The 24,163-nt window shown below is 73.2% G+C and carries 26 protein-coding genes and 2 pseudogenes; 9 read left to right on the top strand and 19 right to left on the bottom strand.

What is annotated here, in order from left to right:
- Positions 1–40: 40 nt before the first annotated feature.
- Positions 41–1,417, top strand: a complete 1,377-nt coding sequence (locus tag ACLJOU_RS44675) for a hypothetical protein (protein ID WP_410575359.1) — start codon at positions 41–43, stop codon at positions 1,415–1,417.
- Positions 1,418–1,420: 3 nt separating this feature from the next.
- Here ACLJOU_RS44675 and ligD read toward each other — a convergent pair.
- Positions 1,421–3,419: pseudogene (ligD, locus tag ACLJOU_RS44670) on the bottom strand (DNA ligase D).
- Positions 3,420–3,522: 103 nt separating this feature from the next.
- Positions 3,523–4,080 (bottom strand): TetR/AcrR family transcriptional regulator, encoded by a 558-nt coding sequence (locus ACLJOU_RS44665; RefSeq protein ID WP_410575358.1) that lies wholly within the window; start codon positions 4,078–4,080, stop codon positions 3,523–3,525.
- A 122-nt stretch (positions 4,081–4,202) separates the two neighbouring features.
- Here ACLJOU_RS44665 and ACLJOU_RS44660 point away from each other — a divergent pair, with 122 nt between their 5' ends.
- Positions 4,203–4,907, top strand: coding sequence for an alpha/beta fold hydrolase (locus ACLJOU_RS44660; protein WP_410575357.1), 705 nt, complete (start codon positions 4,203–4,205; stop codon positions 4,905–4,907).
- Here the strand turns inward: ACLJOU_RS44660 and ACLJOU_RS44655 are convergent.
- On the bottom strand, positions 4,876–5,787 hold the full coding sequence (locus ACLJOU_RS44655) for an RNA polymerase sigma-70 factor (protein WP_410575356.1): 912 nt from the start codon (positions 5,785–5,787) through the stop codon (positions 4,876–4,878). The two genes, ACLJOU_RS44660 and ACLJOU_RS44655, sit on opposite strands and share 32 nt — an antisense overlap.
- A 154-nt stretch (positions 5,788–5,941) precedes the next feature.
- Between ACLJOU_RS44655 and ACLJOU_RS44650 the strand changes: the two genes are divergently transcribed.
- Both ACLJOU_RS44650 and ACLJOU_RS44645 read left to right on the top strand, forming a co-directional pair.
- On the top strand, positions 5,942–6,415 hold the full coding sequence (locus ACLJOU_RS44650) for a carboxymuconolactone decarboxylase family protein (protein WP_410575355.1): 474 nt from the start codon (positions 5,942–5,944) through the stop codon (positions 6,413–6,415).
- 29 nt (positions 6,416–6,444) lie between these two features.
- Positions 6,445–7,062 (top strand): class I SAM-dependent methyltransferase, encoded by a 618-nt coding sequence (locus ACLJOU_RS44645; protein ID WP_410575354.1) that lies wholly within the window; start codon positions 6,445–6,447, stop codon positions 7,060–7,062.
- On the opposite strand, the gene ACLJOU_RS44640 is transcribed toward ACLJOU_RS44645, so the two are convergent.
- Entirely contained in the window at positions 7,055–7,789 is a 735-nt protein-coding gene (locus ACLJOU_RS44640; RefSeq protein ID WP_410575353.1) for an HAD family hydrolase, read from the bottom strand. The two genes, ACLJOU_RS44645 and ACLJOU_RS44640, sit on opposite strands and share 8 nt — an antisense overlap.
- A 12-nt stretch (positions 7,790–7,801) precedes the next feature.
- Here ACLJOU_RS44640 and ACLJOU_RS44635 point away from each other — a divergent pair, with 12 nt between their 5' ends.
- Both ACLJOU_RS44635 and ACLJOU_RS44630 read left to right on the top strand, forming a co-directional pair.
- Entirely contained in the window at positions 7,802–8,443 is a 642-nt protein-coding gene (locus ACLJOU_RS44635) for a hypothetical protein (RefSeq protein ID WP_410575352.1), read from the top strand.
- 429 nt (positions 8,444–8,872) lie between these two features.
- Positions 8,873–9,031 (top strand): hypothetical protein, encoded by a 159-nt coding sequence (locus ACLJOU_RS44630; protein WP_410575351.1) that lies wholly within the window; start codon positions 8,873–8,875, stop codon positions 9,029–9,031.
- 3 nt (positions 9,032–9,034) lie between these two features.
- Here the strand turns inward: ACLJOU_RS44630 and ACLJOU_RS44625 are convergent, their stop codons facing one another.
- Positions 9,035–9,253 carry a DUF2188 domain-containing protein gene (locus ACLJOU_RS44625; protein ID WP_410575377.1) on the bottom strand — a complete coding sequence of 73 codons (219 nt, stop codon included), beginning with the start codon at positions 9,251–9,253 and terminating at the stop codon, positions 9,035–9,037.
- Positions 9,254–9,283: 30 nt separating this feature from the next.
- Positions 9,284–10,078: pseudogene (locus tag ACLJOU_RS44620) on the bottom strand (manganese catalase family protein); the annotation flags it as partial.
- A 124-nt stretch (positions 10,079–10,202) separates the two neighbouring features.
- Here ACLJOU_RS44620 and ACLJOU_RS44615 point away from each other — a divergent pair.
- Entirely contained in the window at positions 10,203–10,925 is a 723-nt protein-coding gene (locus ACLJOU_RS44615; protein WP_410575350.1) for an ATP-binding protein, read from the top strand.
- A gap of 67 nt (positions 10,926–10,992) precedes the next feature.
- Here the strand turns inward: ACLJOU_RS44615 and ACLJOU_RS44610 are convergent, their stop codons facing one another.
- The 7 genes from ACLJOU_RS44610 to ACLJOU_RS44580 form a co-directional block, all read right to left on the bottom strand.
- On the bottom strand, positions 10,993–11,733 hold the full coding sequence (locus ACLJOU_RS44610; RefSeq protein WP_410575349.1) for a hypothetical protein: 741 nt from the start codon (positions 11,731–11,733) through the stop codon (positions 10,993–10,995).
- A 98-nt stretch (positions 11,734–11,831) separates the two neighbouring features.
- Positions 11,832–12,062, bottom strand: a complete 231-nt coding sequence (locus ACLJOU_RS44605) for a DUF2188 domain-containing protein (protein ID WP_410575348.1) — start codon at positions 12,060–12,062, stop codon at positions 11,832–11,834.
- Between the two features lie 76 nt (positions 12,063–12,138).
- Positions 12,139–13,005 (bottom strand): 4-hydroxyphenyl-beta-ketoacyl-CoA hydrolase, encoded by an 867-nt coding sequence (gene couO, locus ACLJOU_RS44600; RefSeq protein WP_410575347.1) that lies wholly within the window; start codon positions 13,003–13,005, stop codon positions 12,139–12,141.
- A gap of 14 nt (positions 13,006–13,019) precedes the next feature.
- Entirely contained in the window at positions 13,020–13,952 is a 933-nt protein-coding gene (locus ACLJOU_RS44595; protein ID WP_410575346.1) for a 3-hydroxyacyl-CoA dehydrogenase NAD-binding domain-containing protein, read from the bottom strand.
- Positions 13,949–15,871, bottom strand: coding sequence for an acetoacetate--CoA ligase (locus ACLJOU_RS44590; protein ID WP_410575345.1), 1,923 nt, complete (start codon positions 15,869–15,871; stop codon positions 13,949–13,951). The genes ACLJOU_RS44595 and ACLJOU_RS44590 overlap by 4 nt, the downstream gene beginning before the upstream one ends.
- Positions 15,868–16,644, bottom strand: a complete 777-nt coding sequence (locus ACLJOU_RS44585) for a crotonase/enoyl-CoA hydratase family protein (RefSeq protein WP_410575344.1) — start codon at positions 16,642–16,644, stop codon at positions 15,868–15,870. Before ACLJOU_RS44585 ends, ACLJOU_RS44590 begins: the two co-directional genes overlap by 4 nt.
- Positions 16,641–18,182, bottom strand: a complete 1,542-nt coding sequence (locus ACLJOU_RS44580) for an acyl-CoA synthetase (protein ID WP_410575343.1) — start codon at positions 18,180–18,182, stop codon at positions 16,641–16,643. Before ACLJOU_RS44580 ends, ACLJOU_RS44585 begins: the two co-directional genes overlap by 4 nt.
- A 485-nt stretch (positions 18,183–18,667) precedes the next feature.
- On the opposite strand from ACLJOU_RS44580, the gene ACLJOU_RS44575 reads away from it, so the two are divergent.
- On the top strand, positions 18,668–19,084 hold the full coding sequence (locus ACLJOU_RS44575; protein WP_410575376.1) for an STAS domain-containing protein: 417 nt from the start codon (positions 18,668–18,670) through the stop codon (positions 19,082–19,084).
- 530 nt (positions 19,085–19,614) lie between these two features.
- On the opposite strand, the gene ACLJOU_RS44570 is transcribed toward ACLJOU_RS44575, so the two are convergent.
- Genes ACLJOU_RS44570 through ACLJOU_RS44555 form a run of 4 tightly spaced genes read right to left on the bottom strand, consistent with a single transcriptional unit; the run spans position 19,615 to position 21,968 of the window.
- Positions 19,615–19,944 carry a hypothetical protein gene (locus ACLJOU_RS44570; protein ID WP_410575342.1) on the bottom strand — a complete coding sequence of 110 codons (330 nt, stop codon included), beginning with the start codon at positions 19,942–19,944 and terminating at the stop codon, positions 19,615–19,617.
- Positions 19,931–20,320 carry a PRC-barrel domain-containing protein gene (locus tag ACLJOU_RS44565; protein WP_410575341.1) on the bottom strand — a complete coding sequence of 130 codons (390 nt, stop codon included), beginning with the start codon at positions 20,318–20,320 and terminating at the stop codon, positions 19,931–19,933. The genes ACLJOU_RS44570 and ACLJOU_RS44565 overlap by 14 nt, the downstream gene beginning before the upstream one ends.
- Positions 20,317–21,549 carry an NRAMP family divalent metal transporter gene (locus tag ACLJOU_RS44560; RefSeq protein WP_410575340.1) on the bottom strand — a complete coding sequence of 411 codons (1,233 nt, stop codon included), beginning with the start codon at positions 21,547–21,549 and terminating at the stop codon, positions 20,317–20,319. Before ACLJOU_RS44560 ends, ACLJOU_RS44565 begins: the two co-directional genes overlap by 4 nt.
- Positions 21,546–21,968 carry a hypothetical protein gene (locus ACLJOU_RS44555; RefSeq protein WP_410575339.1) on the bottom strand — a complete coding sequence of 141 codons (423 nt, stop codon included), beginning with the start codon at positions 21,966–21,968 and terminating at the stop codon, positions 21,546–21,548. Before ACLJOU_RS44555 ends, ACLJOU_RS44560 begins: the two co-directional genes overlap by 4 nt.
- A gap of 100 nt (positions 21,969–22,068) precedes the next feature.
- On the opposite strand from ACLJOU_RS44555, the gene ACLJOU_RS44550 reads away from it, so the two are divergent.
- Positions 22,069–22,653 carry a phosphatase PAP2 family protein gene (locus ACLJOU_RS44550; protein WP_410575338.1) on the top strand — a complete coding sequence of 195 codons (585 nt, stop codon included), beginning with the start codon at positions 22,069–22,071 and terminating at the stop codon, positions 22,651–22,653.
- On the opposite strand, the gene ACLJOU_RS44545 is transcribed toward ACLJOU_RS44550, so the two are convergent.
- Together ACLJOU_RS44545 and ACLJOU_RS44540 are read right to left on the bottom strand one after the other, a co-directional pair.
- Positions 22,577–23,509 carry an anti-sigma factor RsbA family regulatory protein gene (locus tag ACLJOU_RS44545; protein WP_410575337.1) on the bottom strand — a complete coding sequence of 311 codons (933 nt, stop codon included), beginning with the start codon at positions 23,507–23,509 and terminating at the stop codon, positions 22,577–22,579. The genes ACLJOU_RS44550 and ACLJOU_RS44545 overlap by 77 nt on opposite strands.
- A 101-nt stretch (positions 23,510–23,610) precedes the next feature.
- Positions 23,611–24,057 (bottom strand): hypothetical protein, encoded by a 447-nt coding sequence (locus ACLJOU_RS44540; RefSeq protein WP_410575336.1) that lies wholly within the window; start codon positions 24,055–24,057, stop codon positions 23,611–23,613.
- Positions 24,058–24,163 lie beyond the last annotated feature (106 nt).

Raw genomic sequence — 24,163 nt, 5'->3', positions numbered from 1 at the left:
CGGGAGCCGGATATCCGGGGGTGAGGAATGGAGGAGCGCCATGACGGTGTGGTGGGGTTTGGCGGGGTTGCTGGGGTTGCTGGGGTGCTGCGGGCTGCTGCGCGGCCACCGGGCCGACGGGACGGCCGTCGAGGACGACCCGCTGGCCCGCTACCCGGTGGCCCGCGAGCCGGCGACCCCGAACGCCGACGCGGCGCACACACCGCTGATGACCCCGGTGATCACACCGGAGATGCTGGCGGCCAACCCCCGGCACGCGGCGGCGGCCGTGCCGGAGTCGGGGAGCATCACGGGGGAGATCCCGGAGCCGCGGCCGGAGTCCGGAGTGGAGGAACGGACGGAAGCGCCGGCGGGGGCGGAGAGCGCGGCGCCGGGGGCGTTCGGTGTACCGGCCGAGGAAGTGGCGCCGGTGGGTGGTTCGGCACCGGAGGGTTTCGGTGCTCCGGCCGAGGAGCCGCAGCCGGTGAGTGGGGCCGCGCCGGGTGCAATCGGTGCTCCGGCCGAAGGGGTGTGGTCGGAGCAGGAAACTTATGGTGCGCCGGTTCCCTCGCAGCACGCTGCCCCAGCCTCCGAGCAGAGGGCAGTGCTCGAGGCGGAGACTGCACCGTCGGCTGTCTCCGCGGTGCCGCAGGGTGAGTCGTATCCGGAGGCCGTGGATTCTGGTGCCTGGCTGCCTTCGCAGCAGGTGGCCCCGGCCTCCGCGCCGGGGGCGGTGAGGCGGCCGGAGGTGGGTGCGCCCGGCGCGCCGGAGGCGGTTTCCGCGGTGCCGCAGGGTGAGTCGTATCCGGAGCCCGTCGATTCTGGTGCCTGGCTGCCTTCGCAGCAGGTGGCCCCGGCCTCCGCGCCGGGGGCGGTGAGGCAGCCCGAGGCGGGTGCACCCGGCGCGCCGGAGGCGGTTTCCGCGGTGCCGCAGGGTGAGTCGTATCCGGAGCCCGTCGATTCTGGTGCCTGGCTGCCTTCGCAGCAGGTGGCCCCGGCCTCCGCGCCGCAGGCGGCGGGGCAACCGGAGGCGGTTCCCGCGGTGTCGCAGGGAGCAGTGCACCCGGAGCTGGAGGGTTCTCGTGCACCGCTACCCTCGCAGCAGGCTTCCGCTCCGCGAGCAGCCGCGCCAGCGGGGGTTTCCGTTGTGCCACAGGGAGTGCTGCATCCCGACCTGGCGGAATCTCGCGCACCCCGGCACGCGCAGCAGGCTTCCGCGCCTCAGGCGGCCGCGCCGGCCGTAGCCGAAGCTCCGGCCGAGGTGCGGGCCCCTCGGCCGCGGTCCGGCGACGTTCCGCAGCAGCCGAAGCACGCGCGGCGGGACGGCGAATCCCCGGCGATGCACCCGGAACTCGCGCCGCGCCGGTACACCTCGCCGCCGGTGGAGCGGGAGTCCTCCGGTCTGCTCGGCAAACTCAAACAGCTCCTGCGCCCCTGAGGGTCAGCCCAGCGGGGCGCTGTCCTCGGCCAGTCCGGCAAGCAGGTCCCCGTGCTCCTCGATGCGGTCCAGGACCTCGTCCGCCGTGAACGTCAGGTGGTTCACGTGGCGGCACGCGCCGACCTCGTCCCACGTCACCGGTGTCGAGGCCGTCGGGCGTTCCCGGCCGCGCAGGGAATACGGGGCCACCGTCGTCTTGGCCGGGTTGTTCTGGCTCCAGTCGATGAACACCCGGCCCGTGCGGTGGGCCTTCGCCATCACCGCCGTCACCGAGTCCGGCGTCTCCTTCGCCAAGCGCTGCGCCAGCCGCTTCGCGTACGCCGACGGCGCCGCCGGGTCGTCCGTGCGGATCCCGCAGTACAGCTGCATCCCCTTGGAACCCGACGTCTTCGCGTACGGCGTCAGTCCGTCGGCGACCAGGACGTCGTACAGTCGCTCGGCCACCCGGCAGCAGTCGACGATCGTCGTGCCGGGGCCCGGGTCGAGGTCGAACACCAGCCGGTCCGGGGGGGCGGCGGCTGCCCGCGTCCACCGTCCACTGGGGAACGTGCAGCTCGAGCGCCGCCATGTTCGCCGCCCACACCAGGCCCGGGAGGTCGTCCAGGAGCGGGTAGTCGATCGTGCCGCCGGTGCCGGCCAGGCGCACCGTGCGCAGCCAGTCCGGTGCGCCGTTCGGCACGTTCTTCTCGAACCACTTCTGGCCGTCGACGCCGTTGGGGTAGCGGATGAACGTCACCGGCCGCCCGGCGAGGTGCGGCAGCAGCACCGCCGCGACGCGGGAGTAGTAGTTGATCACTTCGCCCTTGGTGAACCCGTCCGCGGGGTACAGCACCTTGTCCAAATTGGACAGTGTGAGCCGCCGGTGGCCGGCCTGCACCGTGATCCGCTGGCCCGCCGGCTCGGGCGGGGGCGACGACGGGGGCGGCGACGGGGGAGAGGACGAAGGGGCGGCGGGTTCGTGCGGCACCGCGCGCGGCGCCAGGACCTCGGCCGGGTCCTTGTCGTGGCGCAGGCCCCGCCAGGCGGTGTGCCGGACCCGCCCGCCGCGGGTGAACTGCCGGTAGACGATCTCGCCCACCAGCCGCGGTTCCACCCAGCGGGCGCGGACGGTGTCCTCCCGCGGCGGCGTCGTCACGAACGGGTGTGTGCGGCGCTCGATGGCTTGCAGCTGCGCCTGCAGGTCGGCCCGGGTGGCCTGGCTGAAGCCGGTGCCGACGTCGCCGATGTAGACCAGGTCGCCGGTGGCGGGATCGTGCGCCCCGAGCAGCAGCCCGCCGAGCGTGCCGGTGAAGCTGCGCTGGCCCGGTCGCCAGCCGCAGACGATCACCTCCTGCGTCCGGATCAGCGGGTGCTTCAGCCACGAGTCCGGCCGCTGTCCCGGGTGGTAGGCCGACGAGCGCAGTTTCGCGACGACCCCCTCGTACCCGGCGGCCGCGGCGTGGGCGAGGAAGTCCGCGGGCGTGCGGCGGTCGGCGGCGAGCTCGTCGAACGTCACCGCGCGGACCACCGAGACGCGGAAGGGATCGGGCATCGGCAGCTCGGCCAGCAGGCGGCGGCGCTCGTCGTACGGCAGGGCCAGCAGGCTCCGGTCGCCGAGACGGAGCAGGTCGAAGGCCAGGAACCGGACCGGGACGTCGGTGAACTCCAGTCCCTTCGGCCCGCTCTGGTGCCGGACGTACCGGCCGCGGCGTTCCTGCATCCGCTCGAAGTCGATCCGGCCGTCGTCGCCGTAGACGACCACCTCGCCGTCCAGGTAGGCGGCCCGGCCGTCCAGCGCGGGGGCGAGCACGCCCTGCAGATCGGCGAATTCGGCGGTGAAGTCGATGTTGTTGCGGCTGGTGAGCACGGTGGTGCCGTCCGGGGCGATCCGCATGGCCGCCCGGTAACCGTCCAGTTTGTACTCGTAGGCCCACTCCGGGCCGCTGCGCAGGCGGCCGCCGTCGGCCTTGGCGAGCATCGGCTCCACCCAGGCCGGGACCAGCGACTCGTCGTCTGCCGCCATTTCGGACCTCCGTCACCTTACGTGCCTAACGTAACCCGTTCGGCCTAGATTCGCCGGGTTTTTGCAGGTGAACGCGGGCTTGAACGCCTGTTCGGGGCGCCGGTCAGGCGGGCAGGAGGTCGTCGACGGCCCGGCGGAGGGTCGCGCGCACCTTTTCGGGGTCGTCGAGTTCGCCGCCGTGGAGGGCGCCGTCGCGCAGGAGGACGAGCACCCGGGCGGCGTGGTTCGGTTCCGGGTGGCCGAGGGCCGCGGCCTGCTCGCGCAGGACGTCGAAGAACCACCGACGGTGGTCGTCGATGACCTGGCGCACCTGGTGCCGCGGGTCGGGGTACTCGGCGGCCGCGTTGAGGAACTGGCAGCCGCGGAAATCCTTGCCCTGGGTGGCGTCGCCGACCACCGCCATGGTGTCGACCAGGGCTTCACGCGGCGGCTTGCCGTCCCGTGCCGCGGCGACGGCGGCGCGGATCAGGCGGCTGGTCTCGGCGAGGTAGGCCGCGACCAGGTCGTCCTTGGTGGGGTAGTGCCGGTAGAAGGTCGCCCGGGTCACGGCCGCCTCGGAGACCAGGCGTTCCACCCCGACGGCGTGGATGCCTTCGGCGTAGAAGAGCCGGGCGGCGGTCGCGAGCAGCCGGTCCTTCGGGTGCGGCTCGGCGGTCGTCATCCCCTCAGCGTAGAGAAAGACCGATCGTTCTGCCAGATCGCCTTCATCACATTGCCACGACGGCCTCGAAGGGTCAGAGTGGTCGACAGAAAGACCGATCGTTCTCCCTGAAGGAGCCAGCCATGAGCAAGCCCACCATCGTCCTGGTCCACGGCGCGTTCGCCGACTCGTCGAGCTGGACCGACGTCGTCACGAAGCTGCAGGAGCAGGGCTATCCGGTCCGCGCGGTGGCGAACCCGCTGCGCGGCCTCGAGTCCGACGCGGCCTACGTGAAGGCCGTCGTCGACAGCGTCGAAGGCCCGGTCGTCCTGGCCGGCCACTCCTACGGCGGCGCCCTGATCACCCGCGCGGCCACCGACACGCCGAACGTCCGCGCGCTCGTCTACATCGCCGCGTTCCAGCCCGACGCGGGCGAGAGCGTGTTCGAGCTGTCCGGCCGCTACCCGGGCGCCAAGCTCGGCCCGGAGACGACGAACGTGCTGGAGACCGGCGGCGAGCCGGAGCTGTCGATCAAGCCGGAGGACTTCGCCGAGGTCTTCGCCGCCGACGTCCCCGCCGCCACCGCGGCGATCCTCGCCGTGACCCAGCGGCCGGTCGCGCAGCAGGCACTGGCGGCGCCGTTCGAGGGCACCCCGGCGTGGTCGAAGCTGCCGTCGTGGACGCTGGTCGCCAACCAGGACAACGCGATCCCGGCCAAGGCGCAGGAGTTCATGGCCGAGCGCGCGTCGTCGACGGTCCGCCGGATCGACGCCTCGCACGCGGTCGCGGTGTCCCAGCCGGAGGTCGTCGCCGAGGTCATCCTGGCCGCCGCCGCGGCCGTCGAGTGACTCGGCGGCGCAGCGGCCTCGCCTCGCCCAAGCGCGCCAGCTTGTCCGGGTTGCGCACGGCGTAGAGCCCGGTGACGAGGCCGTCGTCGACGCGGACCGCGACCACGGTGTCGATCTCGCCGTCGCGCCGCAGGAGCAGCGCCGGGTAGCCGTTGACCTGGACCGTCTCCAGCGTGCCGGCGGCGAGGTGCCCCAGGCCGGCGGCCAGGAGACGGGCGACGTCTCCGGCCCCGGTCACGGGCGAGAGCGTGGCCGGTACGGCCCCGCCGCCGTCGCCGAGGAACACGACGTCGGGGGCGAGGACGTCCAGCAGGCCGCGCAGGTCGCCGGTCTCGACGGCGCGCCGGAACGCCTCCAGGGCGTCCCGGGTCGCCGCCGGCGTGACGGCCCCGCGCGGCCGGCGCGCGGCCACGTGGGAGCGGGCCCGGTGCGCGATCTGCCGGACCGCCGCCGGGCTCTTGCCGACGGCTTCGGCGATCTCGCCGTAGCCCAGGTCGAACACCTCCCGCAGCACGAACACCGCCCGCTCGGCCGGCCCGAGCGTCTCCAGCACCAGCAGCATCGCCATCGACACGCTCTCGGCCAGCTCGACGTCCTCGGCGACGTCGGGCGTGGTCAGCAGCGGCTCGGGCAGCCACGGCCCGACGTAGGACTCCCGGCGCCTGCCGAGCGCGCGCAGCCGCATCAGCGCTTGGCGGGTGGTGATCCGGACCAGGTACGCGCGGTGGTTCCGCACCGCGGCGAGGTCCACGTCCGCCCACCGCAGCCAGGTCTCCTGCAGGACGTCCTCGGCGTCGGCGGCCGAGCCGAGCAGCTCGTAGGCGACGGTGAACAGCAGGGTGCGGTGGGCGAGGAAGGCCGCGGTGGCGGGGTCGGCCATGGGGGCTCCTCTTCGGTCTCGGGTCCGCCTTCCAGATGCCGGGCCCCGCCGCGGTGTGACAGTGATCGTCGTCACCGCGGTGGGTTGTCACGGGACGCGGGTCCGCCGGCATCCCGTGGTCGTCCGCGACCCACCACGAAACGAGGCCGAAGCCATGGAACTCCGCTTCACCCTGACCGACAACGAAATCGGCGCCGAGTTCGCCAAGGGGTTCGGCACCGCGAGCCTGGCCATCCGCCGGTCGCCGCTGGAGAAGGTCACGCAGGAGCTGGTGTCGCTGCGCGTCAGCCAGCTCAACGGCTGCGGCTGGTGCGTCGACATCCACGCGAAGGAACTCGCCGCCGCCGGAGAGCCCGCGGTCCGGATCAACCTGATCGCCGCCTGGCGCGAGGCCACCGTGTTCACCGAAGCCGAGCAGGCGGCGCTCGCGCTCGCCGAGGAGGGTACCCGGATCGCCGACGCCGCCCCGGGCGTCTCCGACGGCACGTGGGCCCGGGTCCGCGCGCACTTCGACGACGACCGGATCGCCGCGCTCGTCGCGTTGGTCGCGCAGATGAACGCGGCCAACCGGCTCGCGGTGCTCGTCCACCAGCAGGGTGGCGCGTACGAGCCCGGCATGTTCGGCTAAGGCGCGCGGTTCGTGCTTCGCTGGGGGACATGACCAAGGCGGAGCCGTGGCGTCGGTACTGGGACCGCAAGTCCGCGACCTACGACGCGGAGATGGGCGTCTGGGACCGCCGGCTCTTCGGCGACTCGCGGCAGTGGGCCTGTGGCCAGGCCGTGGGCGAGGTCCTGGAGGTCGCGATCGGGACCGGGCTGAACCTCCCGTGCTACCCCGCGGAGGTGACGCTCACCGGCCTCGACCTCAGCGAGGGGATGCTCGCCATCGCCCGCGAACGCGCCCGCCGGCTCGGCCGCCCGGTCACCCTGCGCGTGGGCAGCGCCGAAGACCTGCCCTTCGCCGGGGCTTCCTTCGACACCGTGCTGTGCACGTTCGGCCTGTGCGCCATCCCCGGCCCCGCCGCCGCGGTCGGGGAGATGGTGCGGGTGCTGCGCCCGGGCGGGCGGCTGATCCTGGTCGACCACGTCGGGTCGTCGTCACGGGTCGTCCGCGGCGCGCAGTGGCTGGTCGAGCTGGCGAGCGTCCCCTTGGCCGGCGAGCACTTCCGGCGGCGGCCGCTGGAGCTGGTCGAGGCACTCGGGTTGCCGGTGGAGCGGCGCGAGCGGTTCAAGCTCGGGCTCGTCGAACGGCTGGTCGCCCGCAGGCTCAGCTGATCAGGACGCTGTCGTCCAGCCCGGCCAGCAGCGCCGCGGCGTCGTCGTAGACGGCCACCGCACCCGCGTCGGTCAGCTCGGCCGCGCCGACCCCGCCGGAGAGCACCGAGACCGTGCGCACGCCGGCCTTCGTGGCGGCGTGGACGTCCCAGACCGCGTCGCCGACGAAGATCGTCTCACCCGGCTCGGTCCCGGCCTTTTCGAGCGCGGCCAGCACCGGCTCCGGGTCGGGCTTCGTCGCGTCGACGTCGTCACCGGACACGATGCCGGAGATGACGTCGTCGACGTCGAGGACCTTGCGGAGCGCTTCGAGCTCGTCCGGCGCCGCCGACGTCGCCAGTACGACGCTGATCCCGCGTCCGGCCAGGGTCCGGATCAGCTCGGGGGCGCGGTCGAACGGCCGCAGCAGGTCGGCGGTCTCGAGGTAGAAGCGGCTGTGCAGCTCCTTCGCCTTGTCGCCGATGCGGTCGGCGTCTTCGTCGCCCAGCAGGGTGCTCAGCAGCTTGCCGGACCCCTTGCCGATCGCGCGGTGCACGCGCCAGGAGTCGACGTTCCGGTCCAGGGCGTGGAACGCCCGGCGCCAGGCGTGGACGTGGAGGTAGTTGGAGTCGACGAGCGTGCCGTCGACGTCGAACAGGACCGCGGTGGCGATGAGAGGCTCCTTGAGGTCGGTTTCCCGCTGCCCGGCGCGGGTAACGGGAGGGATGATCCGATTACCCCGCGGCACCGGGGAGTACACATGACCGGCCTCGTCTCGGCGGGCTTCCGCGGGCTGGCGGCCCTGCGGCGCGCTCCGGCCTTCCACCCGGCGGGCGTGGTGCTGCGCGGCGAACTGCGCGCGGTCGCGGACGACCTGCCGTGGCCGTCCGGGCCCGCGCCGGTCGTCGCGCGGCTGTCCAAGGGCGCCGGGACACCGGGGCGGCTGCCCGACGCGCTCGGGCTGGCGCTGCGCATCCCCGGCGCGGGCCGCGACGGCGGACCGTGGGACATCCTCCTGACGACGGCGGGCCGCGGCCACCTGGGCCGGATGCTGCCCCGCCCGGCGGCGGCGTGGACGCGCGGCGCCTACAGCAGCCTGATGCCCTACCGCCGCGCCGACCGGCTCGTGTGGCTGGGGGCGTGGGCGGAAGCGTCGTCCCCCCGGATCGAAGCCTCGCTCGACGCGGCGGGCGCGACCGGGCGCTGGCAGTTCGTGCTCCGGACCGGCCGCGAAGACGGACGCTGGTCCGACAGCGCGGTGCTGACGCTGACCGAGCCCGGCGGGGAGGCCCCGGCGTTCGATCCGATGCTGAACCGGCCCGCCGGGCTGGAGTCCGCCCCGGACTGGCTGGTGCGGGTGCGGGAGCGGGCCTACGCGGGCAGCCGGGCCGGGCGGCCGTAGGGGTCGGGCTCTCGCCGGCGGAAGGGATTGAGGTTTCGGCGCCGGGGTGGCGGTGCGAGGTCGGCGGCGTTGGCTTGTGCGGAGCGGCTCTTCGCGGGCAGTCGTGCGGGACGGCCGTATTGCGGCTTCGCCGCGGAGGGGATGGGATTGTTTCGGCGCCGGGGTGGCGGTGCGGCGCGTTGGCCCGCGCGGAGCGGGGCCGACGCGGGCAGCGGCGCGAAGCGGCCGTAGGGGTGCTGGCTGCCGACAGCGCAGGAATGGGCCCGGCGCGGTCGTCTCGGTGCCGGGCATACGGCGCGAGGTCGGCGGCGCTGCCTGGTCGGCTGCCGGCGGGAGCGGGCCTACGCGGGCAGCCGGGCCGGGCGGCCGTAGCGGGTTTCGCGGGCCGCGCCCCGGGTATGCCCGGGATTCGCCTGAGCGGAGGAACTCATGAGCACTCCCGAAATCGATCCCGTGACCGCCGAGAGCATGGAAGCCGACGCCGACATCGGTGGTGAACACACCGAGCCGACCTTCCGGGACCAGGAGCCCCGCGCGGGCGACAGCGATGAAGACGACGCCGACCGCGGGGGCATGCCCTCGGCCTGATCTTCAGGAACGCGCCCTCGGGTAGGTCCGGCGCTCGCCGATCCGGCCGTCCTTCGTGTGGATGAAGTGGGCCGTGCCGCGCTTGATCGCCAGTTTGCGGCCCGCCGCCACCGCCTCGGACTTCGTCTCCGCACTGCCGGATGCCCGCGTGTTGCCGACGACCTTGTTCTTCCAGACCGAGCCGTCGTGGAACGTCTCGACGTCGCCGTCGGCCGGTTCCAGCGTGGGCGCGTCGCCGGTTTCCGCTTCGGCCGTGCCGAACAGCGCGGGATCGGGTGCGGGTGCCGTACCCGGGCCCCCGAGCGGTTCGGGGTCCATCAGGTACTCGAGGCCGGCGTCGGTGGTCCAGCTGGTGCCCTTGGCGCCGTCGGGGCCGTCGGAGAGGTGCCAGATCGTCTTGTTGTGCGTCTGGTCCTCCTCGTCGAACAGCGCGCTCGGGGCGATGTCGCCTTCCAGGCCGTCGGCCTGCAGTTCTTCGATGGCGGCCAGCCACTGCTTCTGGTGGACGGTGTCGCGGGCGAGGTTGAACTTCAGCATCGCCTTGACACCGGGGTCGTCGGTCATGTTGTACAGCCGGGCGGTCTGCAGGCGGCCCTGGGCTTCGGCGGCGGCGTTCGCCCGGAAGTCGGCGAGCAGGTTGCCCGAGGCGACGACGAACCTCGCGTTCCACGGGTAGCCGTTGCTGTCGGCGGGCAGTGCGCCGCCCCCGGCGACGATGGCCTGCTGGACGTCCATCCCGCCGAGCACCGCGGCCATGACGGGATCTTCGGCGGCTTCGGCGGTGGCGGTGGCCGGAGCGCCTTCGAGCAACCGCGCGACCATGGTCGCGAGCATCTCGACGTGCCCGATCTCTTCGGTCGCGGTGTCCATGATCAGGTCTTTGTACTTGCCTTCGATGCGGCAGTTCCAGCCCTGGAACAGGTACTGCATGGTCACGGTCATCTCACCGTAGGCACCGCCGATGAGTTCCTGGAGTTTGCGGGCGTAGACGGCGTCGGGCTTTTCGGGCTTGGCGTCGAACTGCAGCAGCTTCGTGTGACGGAACACATCGTCTCCCTTCCGAGCCGGCGGGGTTCCCCCGATCGGCCGCGTCAATCGGGAAAACGCGGTGTTTGACGGGTTCCCGGTGGGTTATCCGATCGAGTGATCGTCGTGGAGGAGGTGGTCACCGGTGCTCGCCCGGCACAACTCGGTCTGGCTGGTGCCCCGGCACGGCGCCCCGGCGCGCGCTTCGGTCGTCGGCGTGCTGGATCGGACGACGTACCCGCAGCTGCGGGACCGGTTGCTCGAATTCGCGGTCGACTCCGAAGACGGCGTGCTGATCGACATCGAGCGCCTCGAACTGCGCGACCGCGCGCTGATCAGGGTGTTCGCCCTGGTGGCCCTGCGGGTCGGCGACTGGCCGGCGCTCCCGTTCGCCCTGGTGACCGGCCGCCCGGAGCAGCGGGCGGCGCTCGAAGCGAGCTGCGTGCCGGTGTTCCCGGACGCGGCCACGGCGGAGGCGGCACTGCGCTGCCCGGCCCGGCGGCGGGCCGCCCGCCTGCTCGACCGTTCGCCGCGCACGTCGGCGCGCGCCCGCGGGTTCGTCCGCGGGATCTGCGCCGAGTGGATGGTGCCGGAGCTGGCCGAGGACGCCGAGCTGATCGCGACCGAACTGGTCGAGAACACGCTGCGCCACACGGATTCCGCGCCGCGGCTGGGCCTCGAGCTGCGCCGCGGGACGCTGGCGGTGGAGGTCTCGGACGACAGCGCGCGGCCGGCGGTGCTGCGCGAGGAGCTCGATCCGGCCGACGCCGGGCTGGGCCTGCGGATGATCACCAAGGTCGCGAAGCGGTGGGGGAGCAGCCGGTCCCGGGCCGGCGGCAAGACGGTGTGGGCCCTGCTGGCCCGGTAGCGCCCACCGCGGCCGCGGGCCGCCGCCGGGAATCGACACCGGCGGCGGCCCGCTCACGCGGGAAGGGTCAGGAACCCGGGCCGGAGTAGATTTCCGCGGCCGGGGGCTCGGAGATCGTCGTCGGCTTGTTCCAGTCGCCGAACTCCATGGCGCCGTTCTTCGGGTCCGACATGCGCAGCAGGTAGTGCGGCTCGGTCGCCGCCACCGTCGCCGTGCCGTCCGGGCTGGTGAAGGTCAGGGCCGGTGCGCCCGCGAGCGTCGTCGGCTCGCCCGCCTTGAAGCTCGACTTCCGCAGTTCGCCCAGGGTGCCTTCGGTGAACGACTTGTAGTCGAGGAAGGTCTTGAACGACTCGCCGATGCTCTGGCCGATCTTGGCCTTCGACGACACCCACTTGCCGGTGAGCTGCTTGGCCGCCGCGGCGGGCGCGCCGGCCTGCTTCACCAGCGACTCGGTGAACTTGAAGAAGTACTGGTCGCCGATCCGCAGCACCGGGATCTCGAGGCCGTCCTTGACCACCGTGCCGCCGGCGCTGTCGGAGTTCAGCTGCAGGTCCAGGTTGATCGTGCTGCCCTCCTGGGCCATGGTGCCCTTGACGTGCACGGCCGAGGCCTGCTTGGCGGCGTCGTTGATGGCGGCGCCCACCTGGGTGGCGTCCAGGGCCGGGGCCGCCGGAGCCGTCGAAGCCGTCGATGACGGCGGAGCCGTGGCGCCGGCCGCGGCCGGGGCGGGCGTTTCCGAAGCGCCGGAGCAGCCGGCGAGGGTGAGGGATCCGGCCGCGAGCAGCGCGGCCAGGCGGAGGCGAGGCATGGACAGTCCGTTCATGAAGGCCGGGGCGTCCCCGGACACGAACGGGCTATCGTCCGAACGGGGGATCTGTTACATCCTCCGTCCCCGGATCGCCCGGATCACCGGCCGGCTTCGGTCCGCGGGACGCGGGGCCGGAAGTCGCGTTCGGTTTCGACCTCGCCCTCGGGCGTGTGGACGAAGTGCCCGACCCGCCGCTTCCGCGCGATCTGCCGCCCCGCCAGCACGGCGTCGACGCGGCGGGGGGAGGTGTTGGACGCCCGGCGGCCGCCTTCGACGCGGTTCTTCCACAGTCCGTCTTCGTAGTAGGTGTGCACGTCACCCTCCGCCACGACTCCGCCTCCCATCGTGAGACCCAGGAGTGCCCCGGTTGCCCGGGGACGTAGCGGACAAACGTTTTCCGGCGGGTCAGGCCAGGCGGAGTACTCGGATGGCGTTGTTCTTGAGGATCAGCGGCCGCACTTCGTCCTTGAGGTCCAGCTCGGCGAAGTCGGCGAGCCAGCGGTCCGGGGTGATCACCGGGAAGTCGGACCCGAACAGGACCTTGCGCTTCAGCAGCGTGTTCGCCGCCCGCACCAGCTGCGGCGGGAAGTACTTGGGCGACCAGCCCGACAGGTCGATGTACACGTTCGCCTTGTGCGTCGCGACCGAGATCGCCTCGTCCTGCCACGGCACCGACGGGTGCGCCAGGATCACCGTGAGCTCCGGGAAGTCCGCGGCGACGTCGTCGAGCAGCATCGGGTTCGAGTAGCGCAGCTTGATCCCGTGCCCGCCCGGCAGACCGGCGCCGATGCCGGTCTGCCCGGTGTGGAAGAGGGCAGGCACCCCCAGCTCCGCGATCGCTTCGTACAGCGGGTAGTGGCGGACGTCGTTCGGCTCGAACGCCTGCAGGCTCGGGTGGAACTTGAACCCGCGCACGCCGTGCTCGCCCACCAGCCGCCGCGCGCGCAGCACGGCCGCCTTGCCGGCGTGCGGGTCGACCGAGCCGAACGGGATGAGCACGTCCGCGTGTTCCGCGGCGGCGTCGGCGATCTCCTCGCTCGACAGCGCGGGGTGCCCCGTCGCGGCCGGCGCGTCGACGGTGAAGACGACCGCGGCCATGTTCCGGGCCCGGTAGTGCTCGGCGATCGCGGTCACCGTCGGCGTGCGGTCCTGGCCGGCGCGGAAGTACTTTTCCGACGCGTCCAGGAGTTCCCGGTCGAGCGCGAAACAGCCGTGGCCGTCCTGTTCCACGTGGGTGTGGACGTCGATGGCGGTCAGCGAGGAAAGGTCCACGAGGAGCTCCAGGGTCAGGGCAGGTCGGGCTGCGCGGCCTTGGCGGCCAGCAGGCGGTCGAGGACGGCGTCGCGCGCGGCGACGAGCCGCTCGTGGTCGGTGCCGGCCAGTTCGGCGTCGACGCCGGCGACGAGGGTTTCGGCGAGTTCCGGCGTCAGGTGGACGCGGCCGAGGTCGCGCCACCACTCTTCGGTGGGCGGGCCGAGGTGGCGCAGAACGTGCGCCAGCCCGCCCGCGCCGCCGGAGAGGTGCTGGTTGACGAACGGGCCGAGCACGGCCCAGCGCAGGCCGGGCCCGTGGGCGATGGCGGCGTCGATGTCGGCGACCGTCGCGACCCCGCGTTCGACGAGGGAGTACGCCTCCTGCCACAGCGCGGCCTGCAGCCGGTTGGCGATGTGGCCGGGCACCTCCCGCGTCAGCCGGATCGGCCGCTTTCCCGCCGCGGCGTAGAACTCGACCGCGCGGTCGACGACCTCGGGCGCGGTTTCCCGCCCCGGCACGACCTCCACGAGCGGGATGACGTGCGGCGGGTTGAAGGGGTGGCCGACCACCACGCGCTCGGGGTGCCGCGGGCAACCGCGGGCGATGACGCTCGGCAGCAGCCCGGACGAGCTGCTGGCCAGGATCACGTCGGGCCGCGCGGCTTCGTCGAGCACGCCGAACAGCGCGTGCTTGACGTCTTCGCGCTCGGGTCCGTTCTCCTGCACGAAGTCCGCGTCCGCCACGGCCGCGCCGGTGTCGGTGGCGAAGCTGAGCCGGTCTGGGGACGCGCCGTCGGCCAGGCCGAGCCGGACCAGCGTGGGCCAGTGCGCGGCGACGTCGGCGCGCAACCGGTCCTCGGCGTCGGGCGCCGGATCGGTGGCGACGACGTCGAAGCCGTGGGCCAGGAAGTGCGCGGCCCAGCCGGCGCCGATCACCCCGGTGCCGACGATCGCGACGGTCGTCATGCGCGCTCCCCGAGGAAGGCTTCGAGGGCCGCGGGATCGGCCAGCACGTCCCGGCCGACCACCTCGTCGAGCGCGGCGCCGCGCAGCAGTTTCTTCACCGGCAGCTCCAGTTTCTTCCCGGTGCGGTTGCGCGGGATCGACGGCACGGCGGTGATCGCGTCCGGCACGTGCCGCGGCGAGAGCGCGGTCCGCAACGCCGAAGCGATCTTGTGGCGCAGCGGATCGTCGAGGGAGGCACCCTGCCGCAGGGCCACGAACAGCCGGAGGTCGCCGTTGCCGCCCGCGGGGTCTTCGAGGTGCACGACGAGGGAGTCGGCGATCTCCGGCAGCTCCTCGACGACGGCGTAGAACTCCGCCGTGCCGAGCCGGACGCCGCCGCGGTTGAGGGTGGCGTCCGAACGCCCGGCGATGACACAGCTGCCGTCCGGGGTGAACCGGACCCAGTCGCCGTGCCGCCAGACGCCGGGGTAGGTGGCGAAGTACGTCTCGCGGTAGCGCTCGCCGGACCCGTCGCCCCAGAACCCCACGGGCATGGACGGCATCGGGGCGGTGATCACCAGTTCGCCCAGTTCGCCGACCACTTCGGCGCCGTGCTCGTCGAACGCCTTCGCGTCGACACCGAGGCAGGGCCCGGAGATTTCGCCCGCCCGGACCGGCTGCAGCGGGCTGCCCTGGACGATGCCGCTGCACACGTCCGTGCCGCCGCTGCCGACGTTGAGCAGGACGCCCGGGAACTTCTCGTGCACCCAGTGGAAGCCCTCGGCGGGCAGCGGGCTGCCGGCCGCGCCGAGCTGCCGCAGCGCCGAGAGGTCGTGCTCGGCGGCCGGGTCGAGGCCCGCTTTCCGGCACGCCATCAGGAAACCCGGGCTCGCGCCCATCAGCGTCGCCCGCGTCTCCGCGGCGAGGCGCCACTGCCAGGCGAGGTCCGGGTGCAGCGGGTTGCCGTCGACCAGCACGATCGACGCGCCGGTGAGCAGCCCCGAGACCAGCGCGTTCCACATCATCCAGGCGGTGGTGGAGAACCAGAGGATCCGGTCGCCCTGGCGCAGGTCCCAGCTGAGGCCGTGGTTCTTGAGGTGCTCCAGCAGGATCCCGCCGTGGCCGTGCACGATCGCCTTCGGCCGGCCCGTGGTGCCGGACGAGAACAGCACGCAGAGCGGGTGCGCGAAGCCGACCGGCTCGAACCCCGGTGCGCTCTCGGTGAGCAGGTCGGCCCAGGCGAGCGTGCCCGGCAGGTCGTGCTCGCCGTAGGGGACGTGCACGACGTGCTCGGCGGTGGGCAGGCCCGCGCGGATGTCGGCGACCTCGGCGCGGCGGTCGACGTCCTTGGCGCCGTAGCGGTAGCCGGACACCGTCAGCAGCACGCGCGGCTCGATCTGGCCGAACCGGTCGACGACCGACCGGGCGCCGAACTCCGGCGCGCAGGACGCCCAGATCGCGCCCAGGCTCGCGACGGCGAGGTAGGCGACCACGGCTTCCGGGATGTTCGGCAGGTACGCCGCGACGCGGTCGCCGCGGCCGACGCCCAGGCGGGCCAGCCCCGCGCGGGCGCGCGCGACCTGGTCGCGCAGCTGGACCCACGTCAGCTCGGTGCGGTCCCGGGTCTGGGAGTGGGCGATGATCGCCGTGGCGTCGTCCGGGCCGTGGCCCAGGGCGTGCTCGGCGTAGTTGAGCGTGGCGCCCGGGAACCACTCGGTGCCGGGCATCCGGCGGTCGGGCACCACCGCCGTGGCCGGGGTGTGCAGGCGGACGCCGAAGAAGTCCTTGATCGAGGACCAGAAGCCGTCGAGGTCGGTCACCGACCACCGGTGCAGGGCCGCGTAGTCGTCGAACGCATGCCCGCGCGCGGCCAGCCACCCCAGGTACCGGCCGATCTCCGTGGTTTCGCGGACGTCGGGGGCGACCGGGCGCAGGATCATCGGCCGACCTTCCCGGCTCGCTTGTCCAGGAACGCCTGCATGCGTTCCTTCGCCTCGGCGCTGCCGCCGGCGATGGCGGCCATCAGCGCCTCCATCAGGTAGCCCTCGGCCGGGTTGGCCTCGGCGATGCGGGGCAGGGCCTGCAGGACCGCGAAGTTCGTGATCGGCGAGTTCGCCGCGATCTTGCGGGCCAGTTCGAGCGCGTGCTCCAGGCCGTTTTCCACGCGGTAGTGCGACAACCCGGCGGCGTGGCCCTCGTCGGCGTCGAGCACGCGGCCGGTGAGCATCATGTCGGCCATCCGGTGCGCGCCGATCAGCCGCGGCACCCGCACCGACGCGCCGCCGCCGACGAACAGCCCGCGCTGTCCCTCCGGCAGGGCGTAGAACGCCGACGGTTCGGCGACGCGGATGTGCGCGGCGGCCGCCAGTTCCAGGCCGCCGCCGACGACCGCGCCCTTGAGCACCGCGACCACCGGGACGCGCCCGCGTTCGAGCCGCTCGAAGGCGCGGTGCCACATCATCGAGTGCTCCAGGCCCTCGAAGGCGTCCCGCTCGGTGAGCTCGGACAGGTCCAGCCCGGCGGAGAAGTGGTCGCCGACCGCGTCGAGCACGACCGCCTTGACCCCCGGCGGCGGGGCCCCGAAGAACGACTCGAGGCCGAGCACGGTCGCGTCGTCGATCGCGTTGCGCTTCTCGGGACGCGCCAGCCGCAGCACGGCGATGTCGTCCCGCAGTTCGAGGCGCAGCGTCGGGGGCAGGAGGGGGCTGGTCATGCGGGTCCGTTCGTGAAGGTTTCGGCGGCCAGGGTGCGCAGCTCGACGCGGCGGATCTTGCCGGTGGCGTTGCGGGGCAGGGTGTCGGTGAACTGCACGTGCTTCGGGATCTTGTAGCGCGCCAGGTGCCGTTCGAGGTGGGCGCGGAACTGCGGTTCGTCCAGCTGCGCTCCGGGCCGGACCACGACGAAGGCGGCGCCGGCCTCGCCCCAGCGTTCGTCGGGCACCCCGACCACGGCGCAGGCGTCGACCGCGTCGAGCCGGACGGCGACCGCTTCGATCTCGGCGGGGTACACGTTCTCCCCGCCGGAGATGATCATGTCCTTGACCCGGTCGACGACGTGGGCCCAGCCGTCCTCGTCGACGCGGACGACGTCCCCGGTGCGGAACCAGTCACCGTCGACGAAGCTCGCCTTCGATTCTGCGGGCCGGTTCCAGTAGCCGCCGAAGACGTGCGGGCCGCGCACGAGCAGTTCGGCCGGTGTCCCGTCGAGCGGCTGCGGGGTCAGGTCGGGGCCGAGCGCGGCCACGTCGGTGAAGAAGTGCGGCACCCCGGCGGCGACCGGGTGGTCGAGCGTGCCTTCGTGGGTGGCCATCGACACGCCCGGGGCGGCCTCCGTCATGCCGTAGCCCTGCAGCAGCCGCACGCCGCGGTCCAGCCACGCGCGGGCGACGCGCTCGGCCACCGGCGACCCGCCGTAGAGCACGCAGGTGAGCGAGCTCAGGTCGGTGCGGTCCCAGGCTTCGTGGCGGCACATCATCTCCAGCATCGTGGGCACCGCGGAGAAGCTGGTGATCCCGGCTTCGCCGATCCGGGCGAGGATCGTGCCCGGGTCGAACTTGGCCACCGGTTCCACGCTGCCGCCCTTGAACAGGGTCGGCAGCGTGATCTGGCCCAGCCCGACGCAGTGGAACAGCGGCGCGATGCACAGCGCCTTGTCGGTGCCCAGGACGTCGAGGTGCGCCAGCTGGTTGACCGTGTTCCAGGTGAGGTTGCCGTGGGTGAGGACCGCCGCCTTCGGCCGTCCGGTGGTGCCCGAGGTGTAGAGCAGCAGGCACGGGTCTTCCAGCCGCACCGCGGCGTCCGGCGACGGTCCGGCGGCGGCGAGCTCGCTCTCGAAGCCGAGTTCGCCGTCGGCCGGGTCCGTCGCGAGGACGACGCCGCCGGGGAGCGCACCGGCGGCGGCGGCGAGGCCGGCGGTGTCCGCGCTGTGCACGAGGACCGAGGCGCCGGCGTCGTCGAGCATGTACCGGATCTCGGTGGGGGAGAGGCGGTAGTTGAGCGGGACGAAGACCGCGCCGCAGCGGGCGGTGGCGAAGAGCGTCTCGAACACGGTGATGGCGTTGACGCCGAGGTAGGCGACGCGGTCGCCGGGCCGCACCCCGTGCCGGGTCAGCGCTCCGGCGAGCTCGTCCACCCGGTCGGCGAGCCCCGCGTACGTCAGCGACCGGTCGTGCTGCACCAGCGCGGTGCGGCCGGGCGAGATCCGCGCCCGCCGCGCGGGCCAGCTGCCGAGCCCGAAGTCGGGGAGGTGCACGGCTGCCTCCTTCACCGGCATATCAGGAACCCTGAGATACCTCAGGATGCGCGGGGAGCCCGGTCCCTGTCAAGGGACCGGCGTCCGGGTGGGCACGGCGAAGCGGTTTCCGGTGGCTGATCTCGGGCCGTCCGTTGACCGGTTCCGTTGTGGACGGACGGAGTTTCGGTGCGAAACGGATATTTCACCGGGCACGGCGAATTGGGTGACCGCTGTTCGGCGGGGGTACGAGTTCCCCATGCTTGCGGACCGGGAACGCTCGTCGCTCGCGGCACCTTTCACCCGAATGGGTGGTTTGAGTGGCGCGCGTGCGGGTCGCGTGCGGAGGTAGGGGGTTCGGCCGTTGGCGGGGTTGCGCCGTTCGGATCAAGGACTACGCTGCGAAGAGCGTTCAGCAGCATCCGTCCCCCGATTTGCCAGCGACCGAGCGGGTCGGTCGAGCACCACCCGCTCGTCACGTCATCTGCGAATGAGGCGTGGAAGAAATGTTAGTCGTCCAGCCCCCCGCGACGGCGATCCCCGTAGCGCCGTCGAAGCACGACCAGTTCGACATCCAGGTCATCCGCCCGTATTTCGGCGCGGTGATGGTCCGGATCCGCGGCGCCCTCGACGCGGACAGCGCGCCCCAGGTGCGGTCCGCGCTGAGCACGTGGGCCCACCGCCGGTTCCCGGTGCTCGTCCTCGACCTGTCGGAGGTCGACTTCCTCGACGGAGCCGGCCTCGCCGCCCTCGGCGGCATCCAGGCGCGCGTGGCCCGCGAGAACGCGACCCTGCGCGTCGTCACGGGCGACAACCGGGTGGTGCGCCGGGCGCTGTCGGCCAGCGGGCTCGACCACGCGCTCAACGTGAGCCGCCTGCCGTCCGGCTGGGAACGCGCGACGGAGATCCCCAGCCAGAGCTGACGGGCCCCCTTCGCCGGCCGCCGCCCGGATGATCCGGGTGGCGGCTGACGTGCGCCTTCTCCCGCCCAGGCACCCTTCGGGTACGAGAGCCGGCCTCGCGGACGGGGCCCCGCTCGCTCGGCCGGCGGTCGCCTCGCCCACCGCGGCGTGACACCCTGGCGGCATGCGGGAGCCGGACGACAACGAGCCCCTTTCGGCGACCTCGGCCCAGGTCATGCTGGCCGAATACGCGGCACTGCGCACCGAAGTCGAGCGGCGGGCGAACACCCAGTGGAGCGTCTTCGCCCTGCAACTGGCTTCCGCCGGAGCGATCGGCAGCATCGCCGTCGCGGCGACCGCCGATTCGGCCGTGCTGCTGCTCGTTCCGGCCCTCACCGGTCCCACGACGCGGGGCTGGTTCAGCGTCACCGGCTGGAACTTCGTGCACCCGACGCGGCTGCGTTCGAAGGCGTCGGGATGCTGGCCGTGCTGTGCGCCGGGTTCGCCGGGGTGTACCGCTGGTGGCCTCGGACCTGTGAACCTCCGAAATCTCAGAGCCGGTCGAGCGGGGCCAGGTCGCCGAACGGCCGCCGCACGCGGACCTCGCGGCCGCCGGACAGGTCCACGTCTTCCCACGCCACGTACCGGCTGTGCCGGTGCAGCCAGCGGATCATCGTGATCAGCGGCCGGGGCCCCCGCTGGTCGTGACGCTGGTAGCCGAACAACCGCACCCGGGTGCGGCCCACGATCACCCCGCGCACCACCAGTTCCGGCAGCCCGTTCGCAGCCGGCGTCGCCTCCGCGCGGATTTCGCGGATCGCGCCGAGGTCGCGGCCCGCCGCGTCACGGACCGGGCGGCCGATCAGGTCACCGGCTCGCACGGCCCGCTCCCGGGATCCGGCCGATGATCCGGCGGCGCAGCCAGTCCTCCGACGGGCTGTCCGTCGCCTGCGCGACCGCCGTCGTCACGACGATCGCCGGTTCGAGGCGGCGGATCGCGTTCAGCGGGATGCGTTGCGGTGCGCCGGCCCGGAAGCCGCGGCCGAGGCGGTGCAGGAGCCGGCCGGCCGGGCCGCCGATGCGGTCGGCGAGCGCCGCCGGGCCGACCAGCAGCGCGTCGACGACGTACGTCCCGCCCTCTGCGCGGAGCTCGAGGTCGTCGACCTTGCCGACCACCGTGCCGTCTTCGCCGATGATCTGCCGGTCGAGCAGGGCATCGCTCAGGTCGATGCGGCCGAGATCGGTCCACGGGTTCATTGGCCTGCTCCGGTGAAGATCATCAGGGGGATCGCCACCAGCGCGGCGACGGCGATGACGACGAGCATGGCGAAGCCGACGACGTTGCTGAACCGGCCGTTGGCGTGCTCGCCGAGGTATTCGCGGTCGTTCGCGACGATCAGCACCGGCAGGTACGTCAGCGGCAGCGCCACCGCGGAGAAGATCAGCGAAATCTCGGTCAGGCCCACCGGATCGAGGCCGGTCTGCACGACCAGCACCGCGAGCAGCAGGCCGGCGCCGACGGTCAGGTGGAACCGGGCCGCGTTGCGCGGGGCGCGGCGCTTGCCCCAGTCCCAGCCGAAGTACTGCGCCAGCATGTACCCCGACGACAGCCCGGTTTCCAGCGCCGCCCCGAAGGTCGCGGCGAAGATGCCGATCAGCACGATCACCAGGCCCGCGGTGCCCAGCGCCAGCGTCACCGGCAGCACCACCTGGCTGACCTGCGTGACGTCGATGCCCGCCGGGAACAGCACCGTCGCCGCGCACGCCATGATGGCCACCGCGAGCAGCCCGCCGAGCGGGAACCCCAGCAGCACATTGGCGCGCTGCACCGGCAGGTCCTTGACCCGCCAGCCTTCTTCGACACCGCCGGAAGAGAAGAAGAACACCTCGTACGGCGTCATCGCCGACGCGAACAACGCCACCGCGTGGTACGCGTAGGTCGGCAGCGCCTGGTCGGGCGGCGGGGCGAGCCCGGCGACCTGCGCGCCGAGCGAGGACCAGTCGGGGTGCAGGAAGAACACCGCGACGGCGAACACGCCGATCGCCAGCCCGCCGAGGCCGAACGCGGTTTCCATCCGCTCGAAGCCGACCCGCCAGACCACCAGCCAGACCAGCACGCCGATCGGCAGCACCCAGACCAGCCGGTCGACCCCGGAGGCCAGCTCGACGACGATCGCGACGCCGCCGATCTCCGCGCACACCGTCAGCAGCGTGATGAGGAACGAGCCGACGAGGTTGAGCAGGGCCGCGCGCGGGCCGAGGCGTTCGCGGATCAGGTCGAACACCGGGCGCCCCGACACGGCCACCACCCGCCCGGACATGTCGGCGTAGACGCAGATCCCGAGGACGCCGAGGACGGTCACCCAGACCATCGCCATCCCGTAGCGGGCGCCGACGACACCGCTTTCGACGAGGTCGCCGATGTCGACGAACCCGCCGACGGCGGTGAGGATGCCGAGGGTGACGGCGAGGAGCTTCTTGCTCACGACGTCACGCCCCAGCGGGCGAGTTCGCCGATGAGGCCCTGCAGTTCGGCGTCGATCTCGTCGAGGCCCGCGTCGGTGCCGTCCCCGATGCCGTCAGCCAGCCGGTGGGCCACCGCGACCGCGCGGTCGGTGATCGACGCCAGCGCCGCGCGGGCGCGGTCGTCGGTCAGCTTGCCGACGTCCTGGCCGGCGACGCCGAGTTCGTCGGCGGCGTCGCGGACGGTGACCGAAAGGCTGGGCGCCGGCGGCACCCGGTCGCGGTCCGCGGTCACCACGAGCCGCAGGAGTTCGAGCTGGCCGCGGATTTCCCGCCCGGCGTGCACGGTTTCGGCTCCGGGGTCGGCGCCGCAGGCCGCCAGGGCCGCCACCGCGGCCAAGGTGGTCACCGCGCGGAGCCGGGTTCGCCGCAGCGCATTCACCCGACGGGTATACCCGATCGTGGCCCGGGTAACCGACGCGACACTCCACGGTGGACAGACGGGTGATTGAACCGCCGCCGTCGTGGGAAGTCTCCAGGCCATGCCGAGCGAAATGTCGTCTCGCGAGGGAGACGGACCGGACGAAAACGACCTTCCGGTCACCCGGCCGGCGTGGCCGGTCACGGCACTCAGCACGGCCGCCCAGGGTGGCCTGCTCTGGGTCCTCGTGGCCGGGGTGCTGGCGTGGCGGCCGGGCCCACGGCGCCGTGCCGCGGGCCGCGGACTCGTGGCGGGCGCGGCCGGTATGGCCGTCGGACACGGCGTCAAGGCCGTCGTGCGACGCCCGCGGCCCCGCGCGCAGCAGTTGCCGGCTCGCCAGGCGCTGCCCGAACAGCCGAAGTCGCCGTCGTTCCCCTCCACGCACGCGACGACAGCGGCCGCGTTCACGGTCGGCGTCGCGCTCACCGCCCCCGCGGCGGGCGCCGCGATCGCGCCGCTGGCGGCCGTCGTCTGCTACAGCAGGCTCCGGACGCGGGCCCACTGGCCGACCGACGTGTACGGCGGTGTCGCGATCGGCGCCGTCGCGGGCGGCCTCGTGCACGGCCGGCTCAGGCGCGGAAGTACGCCCGGAAGGTCGTCCCGTCGGCGCCGGAGTGCTGGCGGACGAGGTCGGCGAGGTGGTTGACGAGCAGCAGCCCGCGGCCGCGCGGCTGGGCGGGGCTCGCGGGCCGACGGCCGGCGAGCGGGTCGGTGAGCCGGCCGCGGTCGTGGACCTCGCAGACGAACTCGCCGTCCGCGCCCCAGAACCGGAGGGTGCCCGACCCGCTGCCGTGTTCGATGCTGTTGGTCAGCAGTTCGGTGACGACGACTTCGACGTCGGCGACCTGGTCGTCGCTCAGCCCGCAGGCGGCCGCGCGGACGTGGGCCAGGGCGCGGGCGCCCGCGAGGTCGGTCGTGTCCGCCAGCTCGAACGCCGTGTCCGGCACGGGAAGCGGCTCGTTGTACCGGGCGACCACCGCGCCCGGGTCGTAGGCGGGGCTGGTGCGCTGGGCGGTGCTCTCGACCAGGACCGGGTGCGTGCCCTCGGCGTCGGCCAGGACGTCCGGGGCGAGCGCGTCGGCGTCGTAGGGACAGAGGATGGTGCCCTCGCGGCCGGCGAAAGCGAGGTTGATGAGGGCCTCGTGCTGGGCGCACGCCGGGTACTCGGTGGCCGAGCGGGCCGCCCAGATCGGCTCGCCGATGATCCGCACCGGACGGCCGGGGCGGCTGTCGGCGAAGGCGCGCAGCACGCCGGGGATGATCCGCCCGGGGTTGCGCCCGGCCTCGGCCATGTCCAGCAGCCGGACGCGGGCGGCGTCCGCGCCGAGTTCCCGCCGCAGCAGCTCGAGGTTGTCCCGGGGAACGGCGACCGCGACCGGTTCGCCCGCGGCGAGGCCGCCCCACACGAACGGCACGGTGCCCGCCAGGTATTCGGCGGCACCGCGGTAGAACAACGCGGGGTGCTGGAACGCGCCGGTACCGGTCTCCGCGGTCGTGCTCAAGCCGCCTCTCCTTCCGCCGGGACGTCACCAGTATGCGGGACGGCGTCCCCGGACCGGCTGAGGGCCGGTCACCGGCCGCCACCGCGCCCGCCCGGGGCTCGTCAGCCGATCGGGACGTAGGCGCCGTCGCCGAGCCGGGCCGCCTCGACGTCCGCGTGCGTCGACGCCTTCGTGAGGAAGCGGCCCTGGACCACCCGGACGTAGCCGCCCTCCGCCGGGAACACCAGCACGAACTTCGCCCCGTCGTTCCCGCGCAGGACGGCGCCGTCCCGCAAGTTGCCGAGGAACTCGACGATGTCGCGCTCGATCTCCTCGGCGAACCAGCGGTACTTCTCCTGCGAGAGGTCGTAGAGGTCCGTGTCGATGCCGTACGTCGCGCGGCGGCCCGTCCGCGGGTCGTGGACCTCGAACTCCAGGCCGAGCCAGCGCCCGGGGGTGACGGTCACCGTCGCCTGCCAGGTCGATCCGCTCAGCTGCCAGGCGTCCGTCCCGGCCGTGCGCGTCGCCCCCAGCTCGCGCAGGACCTCGGTGAGCCGGCGGCCGGTCATGTCGGCGGCGCGGTCGGCATGGGCTCGAGTATGCCGTACCGCGCCGAGAACTCCGTTGCCGGGAATGTCGACTGCTTGAGCGTGGCGACCGGGCGCCCCGGCGAAA

The sequence above is a fragment of the Amycolatopsis sp. cmx-4-61 genome (assembly GCF_046548775.1).
GTDB lineage: Bacteria > Actinomycetota > Actinomycetes > Mycobacteriales > Pseudonocardiaceae > Amycolatopsis.
Note: the sequence above shows the minus strand (reverse complement) of the source record. Positions and strands in the feature narration are given on the sequence as shown.